The 7,399-nt window shown below is 59.2% G+C and carries 7 protein-coding genes; all 7 read left to right on the top strand.

The window, feature by feature from the left end; translation table 11 throughout:
• The first annotated feature begins 111 nt into the window (after positions 1–111).
• The 7 genes from GE543_RS15345 (at position 112) to GE543_RS15380 (ending at position 7,059) form a co-directional block, all read left to right on the top strand.
• Positions 112–663: a TetR/AcrR family transcriptional regulator gene (locus GE543_RS15345; protein ID WP_153221793.1), complete on the top strand. Its 552-nt coding sequence runs from the start codon at positions 112–114 to the stop codon at positions 661–663.
• A 174-nt stretch (positions 664–837) separates the two neighbouring features.
• Positions 838–1,443, top strand: a complete 606-nt coding sequence (locus GE543_RS15350) for an SCO family protein (protein ID WP_153221794.1) — start codon at positions 838–840, stop codon at positions 1,441–1,443.
• Positions 1,437–1,931, top strand: a complete 495-nt coding sequence (locus GE543_RS15355; RefSeq protein ID WP_153221795.1) for a copper chaperone PCu(A)C — start codon at positions 1,437–1,439, stop codon at positions 1,929–1,931. Before GE543_RS15350 ends, GE543_RS15355 begins: the two co-directional genes overlap by 7 nt.
• 350 nt (positions 1,932–2,281) lie before the next feature.
• Positions 2,282–3,115 (top strand): energy transducer TonB, encoded by an 834-nt coding sequence (locus tag GE543_RS15365; RefSeq protein WP_153221796.1) that lies wholly within the window; start codon positions 2,282–2,284, stop codon positions 3,113–3,115.
• A gap of 128 nt (positions 3,116–3,243) precedes the next feature.
• Positions 3,244–3,972: a MotA/TolQ/ExbB proton channel family protein gene (locus tag GE543_RS15370; RefSeq protein ID WP_153221797.1), complete on the top strand. Its 729-nt coding sequence runs from the start codon at positions 3,244–3,246 to the stop codon at positions 3,970–3,972.
• A gap of 1 nt (position 3,973) precedes the next feature.
• Positions 3,974–4,375, top strand: a complete 402-nt coding sequence (locus tag GE543_RS15375) for a biopolymer transporter ExbD (protein WP_153221798.1) — start codon at positions 3,974–3,976, stop codon at positions 4,373–4,375.
• A gap of 281 nt (positions 4,376–4,656) precedes the next feature.
• Positions 4,657–7,059, top strand: a complete 2,403-nt coding sequence (locus tag GE543_RS15380; protein ID WP_153221799.1) for a TonB-dependent siderophore receptor — start codon at positions 4,657–4,659, stop codon at positions 7,057–7,059.
• Positions 7,060–7,399 lie beyond the last annotated feature (340 nt).

The following is a 7,399-nucleotide window of genomic DNA, read 5'->3' on the forward strand; positions in this document are numbered from 1 at the left end:
TATTGACTCACTTGAGACTTTAGTGACTAATTGTGTATAGGCTTTGAGAACGCATCAAGGTTTCTGCACAATGCGCCGCCCGCCACTTATACGAGTTGAAGACGTACCCCAATGGAATTACCTGCTGACGACAAATTTCTGAAGGCCCTGGCCGTTGCGCTGGTTGACCATTCCAGCGGTACGCTCAAGGATATTGCTCAGGCAGCTGGCGTCAGCAAGGCGACGCTCAACCGCTTCTGCGGTACCCGCGCCAACCTTGTGGAACTGCTGCTCAACCACGCCTCGGACCTGATGAACCAGATGGTCGCCGACGCGGATCTGCAGAGTGCTCCGCCGCTGGAAGCGCTTCAACGGCTGGTCGACAACCACCTGATGCACCGCGAAATGCTGGTCTTTCTGGTATTTCAGTGGCGCCCGGATTCGCTCGATGAAAGCAGCGGGGGGCGCCGCTGGTTGCCTTACTCCGATGCCCTCGATGCGTTTTTCCTGCGTGGTCAGCGTGAAGGCCTGTTCCGGATCGACGTCGGTGCCGCCGTCCTTACCGAAATGTTCGCGGCGCTGCTCTCCGGGATGGTCGACGCCGAACGCCGCGGCCGTGTGGCGCGCGTCGGCATGGGCGCGTTGGTGACCCAGTTCTTCCTGCACGGGGCGGCGGCACGATAAGCAGGCCTGCGCTGTTTTGTCGCACGACGTATGGCAGCCCATGAGCGCGACGTTTGCGCGTCTGCTCATGCCTTGATACAGGATTGGCGGTATTCCCCATTGCCCTTGAGTGGTAAATTCGCCGCCTTTGAATTTGTCTGAACCCACGCGCCTTATCCTCAGGGGACGCAAGACATGACGCAACATCTGACACGCCGCGAGGTGGTCACTGGCCTCTCATTGCTGAGCCTTGGCCTGTTGACCGGCTGCGGCAGCTCCAATGCGTTGCCGTTCAAGCACGGCAAGGACATGAGCAACGAGATTGTCGGCCGCAACTTCCGGCTCAAGGACTCGCAAGGCAACGTCAAGACCCTGTCCAGCTTTCGCGGGCTGATGCCGATGATCTTCTTCGGTTTCACCCAGTGCCCGGCCATCTGCCCCACCGCGTTGGCGCGGGCTGCGCAAATCAGGAAGCTGATGGGCGAGGAGGGCAAGACGCTGCAGGTGGTGTTCATTACCTTGGACCCGGAGCGCGACACGCCCGAAGTGATCGACGCCTATGTGAAGGCCTTCGATCCGACCTTCGTCGCACTGTCCGGCACGCTTGAAGAAACGGCGGCAACGGCGAAGGAGTTCGGCGTATTCTTCGAGAAGGTCCCACTGGGTGACACCTACACGATCTCGCACACCGCGACCATTTACGTCTACGACACCCGCGGTGTATTGCGCCTGGGGTTGTCGCACAGGCTGTCCGCCCAACAATGCACCGAAGATCTGCTCACTTTGATGGAAGTATGCTGATGACCGTTTTGATTCGTAACGTCGCAAAACCGCTGTTGCTGACCCTTTCGCTGTTGAGCCTGAGCGCTCAGGCCCTGGCCGAAACACACGTCGATGACGCCTGGGTGCGTGCCACCGTGCCGGGCCAGTCAGCCACTGGCGCGTTCATGCGCATCACTGCGGACACCGACAGCAAGCTGGTCGACGTCGCTTCACCCGTTGCGAAAACCGTGCAGATCCATGAGATGAGCATGAAAGGCGATGTGATGAGCATGCAGCGCGTCAACTCGGTCGACCTGCCGGCCGGCAAACCGGTGATGCTCGATTCCGACGGCTACCACGTGATGTTCATGGGCCTGGCTGCCCAGGTCAAAGAAGGCGATCAGGTGCCTCTGACCCTGACCGTAGAAGACGCCAAGGGCGCGAAGCAATCGATCCAGGTCACCGCAGTCGCCAAGTCACTGACCAGCGACGAGCACAGCAGCCACGGCGATCACAGCGGCCATTGAGGCTTGCAGCATCGGACGCGGGGCACTCATCGTTATAAACCGGTCTTGTGGGAGCGAGCTTGCTCGCGAAGAGGCCGGCACATCCTACATGACGCCTATCGTTCCTCACGCTCCAGCGTGGGAATGCCTTTCGTGACGCTCCGCGTCACAACTCTGCGCCTCACTGCACGTTCAAAAGCGAACCCGGAACGGCCGCCTCATATATGCATTTAGGATCTAACCGGCGAACCAAATATTCTTTTCAGGAACAAAGCTCTTTCGGCGATGATTGCCTCGCCACATCGGCCTGAGGAAGGTGACTGATACCAACAGAACCTGGATTTTTATCATGAAAATGCAGGAGTGTATCAATGGGCAATGTCCAGACCGCAGCCAGTGCACATGACGTGCCTTGGCGCCAGACGCCGAGTGGCGACCTGGTCGATCTGGGGCGTCCTTTCCGTGCGCCACTGGCGTTATCGCGGCTGCAAAGCACCCCCAAGCCCATTCTCGGGCGGCGCGAAGCCATTTTGCTCGGTGCGCTGGCGCTGGTATTTCATGGCGCAGTCATCTACTGGCTGAGCCAGAACCCGACGCCGGCGTTGCCGGTTGTGCCACCTGAAATCCCGCCGATGACCATCGAGTTTTCCCAGCCTGCGCCACCGGTTGTGGAAACACCGCCGCCACCGCCCGAGCCTGTCGTGCAGCCGGTGGTCGAACCGCCACCTGCTGTCGAGGACGAACTGGCCGTCAAACCGCCGCCGCCCAAATCGATTCCAAAGCCCAAGCCACAGCCGCCCAAACCGGTGGTCAAGCCGGTCGTGAAACCCGTGGCCAAACCGGTTGAACAGGCACCCACACCTCCCGTACCGGCAGCTCCTGTCGCCGCGCCTGCGCCACCCGCTCCGCCGGCACCAAAGCCGGTAACCCCGGCCTCGGCCAGCGCGGGTTACCTGCGCAACCCGGCTCCGGAATACCCATCGCTGGCCATGCGTCGCGGCTGGGAAGGCACTGTGCTGTTGCGCGTGCATGTATTGGCCAGCGGCAAGCCCGGCGAGATTCAAATACAGAAGAGCAGTGGCCGCGAGCAGCTTGATGACGCCGCGCTTGCTGCGGTGAAACGCTGGAGTTTCGTTCCGGCCAAGCAGGGCGATTTAGCCCAGGATGGCTGGGTCAGCGTGCCCATTGATTTCAAGATCAAATGAGGCTTCAAGATCAAAACGTTTCACGATCAAACCCGGCTATTCGATTGACCTGGCGAGCTACCTGAACCAAAGGCGCATCGCGACACACTCCATGCCTTGTTCAGACTTTGTTCAGAGAGAGCTGCGCCATGAATCTACTTGCTTCGCCTTTTGAATCCATCGAACACGCGGTCATCTGGCTGCTGGTGCTTTTTTCCGTCGCGACCTGGGGCCTGGCCTTGCTCAAGAGCGTGCAGTTTTCGCGTCTGAAGTCTCAGGATCGCAAGTTCCACAAGCGGTTCTGGGCGGCATCGAGTCTGGATTCGGCCGCGCAACTGGCCCAGGAGCAACCGGGCGCTGCCGCTCGTGTCGCCCTGGCCGGTTACGCCGCCATTCAGGTGCCGGATGGCGCGCAGGCCAATGACCTCAGTCAGTCCATCAACCATCAGGACCGCCTTGAGCGCGCATTACGTCAGCAGATCGTTCGCGAGCGCCGCTCGCTAGAAACCGGTCTGGCCATCCTCGCCAGCATCGGCAGCACTTCGCCTTTCATCGGTCTGTTCGGTACGGTCTGGGGCATCATGTCGGCCCTCAAGGGCATCAGTGCGGCCGGTTCTGCGAGCCTGGAAACGGTGGCCGGGCCGATCGGCGCGGCGCTGGTGGCTACCGGTGTCGGTATTGCCGTCGCAGTGCCCGCAGTGCTGGTTTACAACTACTTCCTGCGACGCCTGAAACTGACCGCTGCCGATCTGGATGACTTTGCCCATGACTTCTATAGCCTTGCGCAGAAGAGCGCCTTCCGTGTGCTGCTGCATCCGGTATTGAAGTCCGGCACTGCGGGCGTCCACGCCGGGCAGAACGTGAAGGAGGCCTCCTGAGATGGCTTTTTCTACTCAAGATACCGATGAAGTGCTGAGCGAGATCAACGTCACGCCGCTGGTAGACGTAATGCTGGTGCTGCTGGTGGTGTTCATCGTTACCGCGCCGCTGTTGACCAACTCGATCCCGATCAACCTGCCCAAGACCGAATCGGTCGCGCCAGTGGAGCAGAAAGACCCATTGGTGGTGAGCATCGACGGGCAGGGCAAGCTGTTCATCAACAAGGACGAAATCCAGCCGGGCTTGCTGGAAAGCAGCCTGAAGGCGGCCAGGGACAAGACCCCTGACGTGCGCGTGCAATTGCAGGCGGACAATGGCGTCAACTATGGAGAAGTCGCGCGCGCCATGGCTTCCATCGAACGTGCCGGGATTACCAAATTGTCCGTGATCACTGCCAAGTAGCAGATTTATACCACCTACAGCTTCAACGGTTTTGGGCCGCATCCTCAGGCAGGTGCGGCCTTTTTTTGTCTGCATCGCAGGCATTTTTCAGTACGGACACAAATGCAGATACTTATTCGTTATTGGTATTTAAATATTTAAATCAATGTCATTAAGCTATATCACATCGGGCTACCGGAACATCAATCAGACACCGTAATGATCGCCACCGTCCGCCGCACGGATCGCTCGTTGTAACCAGAACAAAGTTTCTGGATCAGGGATTTTCAAGGGGTAGTGGTATGGGGAATTTCAAACGCAGCGTATTGGCCACGGCGATTTTTTCAGCCAATTTGCTGAGCGTCGCGGGTATCAGTGCAAGCGCTTTTGCCGCCGAAGCGACAGATGAACAAGCTAATCAGGGTGCCTCCACTCTGGGTACAGTGATAGTGACCGGCACCCGTGCGCAGGAGCGTACCGCCAGCGCCTCGTTGTCGCCTGTCGATGTGATCTCCGGTGACAGCCTGCGCAGTTCCGGCTCCAGCGAGTTGGGCGCCGTGCTGGCTCGTCTGATTCCTTCGATCAATTTCCCCCGGCCGAGCCTGGTGGACGGTGCGGAGCTGACACGTCCGGCGCAACTGCGTGGCCTGTCGCCGGATCAGGTGCTGGTGCTGGTCAACGGCAAGCGCCGGCATACATCCGCCTTCGTCAATCTGGGCGGGGCGGTCGGACGTGGTTCGGCACCTGCCGACCTGAATGCCATTCCGCTGTCGGCCATCGACCATATCGAAGTCCTGCGCGACGGTGCGTCGGCACGTTATGGGTCCGATGCCATCGCCGGGGTGATCAACATCATTCTCAAGAGCGCCGACCATGGCGGGTCGATTTCCAGCCAGTACGGCCAATACAAGAAGGGCGACGGAATTCAGCGCCAAGTATCGGGCAATACCGGTTTTGCCCTGGGCGACAATGGCACGTTCAACCTCTCAGGTGAGGGTGCCAACAATGACTACACCAACCGTGCCGGTGACGACTTGCGAGCGTCCAGTGTCGGGTCCACCACTTACGGTCAGCAGGTGTTTCGCCAGGGCGAGCCACAGACGCACGAGGGCAAACTGCAGTACAACGCCGAATATAGCTTTAATGACGCGGCGGAGTTCTACAGCTTCGGGGGCTACAGCAAGCGGCGTGGCGAAACCGCCGCGTTCTATCGGCCGAGCAATGCTTCGAATAACATTGCGGCGATTTATCCCAACGGCTATCTGCCGCTGATCAACGGCACGCTCGAAGACACCTCGCTGGTCGCTGGCCTGCGCGGGGAACTGGCTTATGACTGGCACTACGACGTGTCCGCCAACTATGGCAAAAACTCTTATGAGCTGCGCACCAAAACCATCAACACCTCATTGGGACTGAACACGCCGCGCTCGTTTTACAACGGCACGCTGACCAATGATCAGAAGCAACTGAGCCTCGACCTGTCCAGAGAATTCAATGCAGCGTGGCTGCCTTATCCGGTATCGGTTGCGTTTGGCGCGGAGTACCTGCGTCAGGGCTATCAGATCGAGGCAGGGCAGCCAGAGTCGTATTTCCAGACCGGCAGTTCCGGGCTGGGCGGTTTCCGCGCGGCGGATGCAGGCAGTTACTCGCGACACAACTTCGCACAGTATCTGGACCTGGAAACCAATCTGACCGAGAAGCTCGGTGTGTCGGCTGCCGTCCGCCACGAGGACTACAGCGATTTCGGTTCCAATGTCAGCGGCTCGCTTTCGGCGCGCTACGATTTCACTCCGCAGGTGGCCTTGCGAGGCAGCATATCGACAGGCTTCCGCGCGCCTTCACTGGCGCAACAGAACTTTACCTTCACGTCGTCGCAACTGATTGGCAACACCATCCAGGAAGCGGGCACGTTTCCGGCCGGCAGTAACGTTGCACAACTGTTGGGTGCCGAAGACCTCAAGCCGGAAAAGTCCCGCAACTACAGCCTGGGCCTGGTACTCCAGCCGCTGGACAGCCTGACCGTGACTGCCGACGTCTATCGCATCGACATTCAGGACCGTATCTCGCTGTCCTCCAATCTGGTGCTCAATAACACCGCCATCAATTACCTGCGCAGCAATGGCGTAGGTGATATCAACTACACCAGTGCCCGTTATTTCACCAACGCCACGGACACCAGCACCGATGGCGTCGATCTGGTCGCCAATTACCGCTACCAATTCGACAACGGCGTGCGCTGGAACAGCACGGTGGGTTACAACTACAACCACACCAAAGTCACCGACGTTAAGGCCAACCCGGCGATTCTCGATCAGTTGGGGGTGAACCTGGTGCGGGTAGACCGCAGGGAGCGCATCGGTTTGCTGGGCGACACCACGCCGCAACACAAACTGACGCTGGGCAATGACCTGTCGTTTGGCAACTGGGCTCTGCACTCCAACCTGGTCCGCTACGGCGAGTTCACCAGCTATCAGGCCGACAAGGTCAACGACCAGACCTTCAGCGCCGCCTGGCTGCTGGACCTGGCGGTCGACTACAAACTCAAGAGCTGGGTCTTCACCCTGGGTGGCGACAACGTCACCGACAAATACCCGGAAAAGCTCAACGACTTCTCCTCCAGCGGCGGCAACCTGGCCTACAGCACATTCTCGCCCTACGGGTACAGCGGCGCTTATTACTACGGCAAGGTGACGTATAACTGGTAGCCGGACATGGCGCTGATGGTTATGCGCACATCCAACTGACTGTCGTGTCACTACTTCGCGTTTGCATACAGTTCGTGACGCTGCGCGTCATATCTGTGCTGCAACACAACGTTATGCCTTACTCGTAGTCACTGCACATAAACAAAAGCGCTTCTTGGCGCGATGGCAGTGACGACGCAAATTGCGACGTAAGTGACGGCTGAGTCCTAACGCTGATCCGGGGGTAACTCGGCAGGACGCCGAGTTAGCCGCACCGGGCCATGGAGGGCACGTTGCGGCGACCCCCGGATCATTGACAGGGCGAAGGAACCCGACGAAGTCGGGACGGAAACGGAGACAG

It is taken from the genome of Pseudomonas sp. SZ57, assembly GCF_009495975.1.
GTDB classification, from domain to species: Bacteria; Pseudomonadota; Gammaproteobacteria; order Pseudomonadales; family Pseudomonadaceae; genus Aquipseudomonas; species Aquipseudomonas syringae.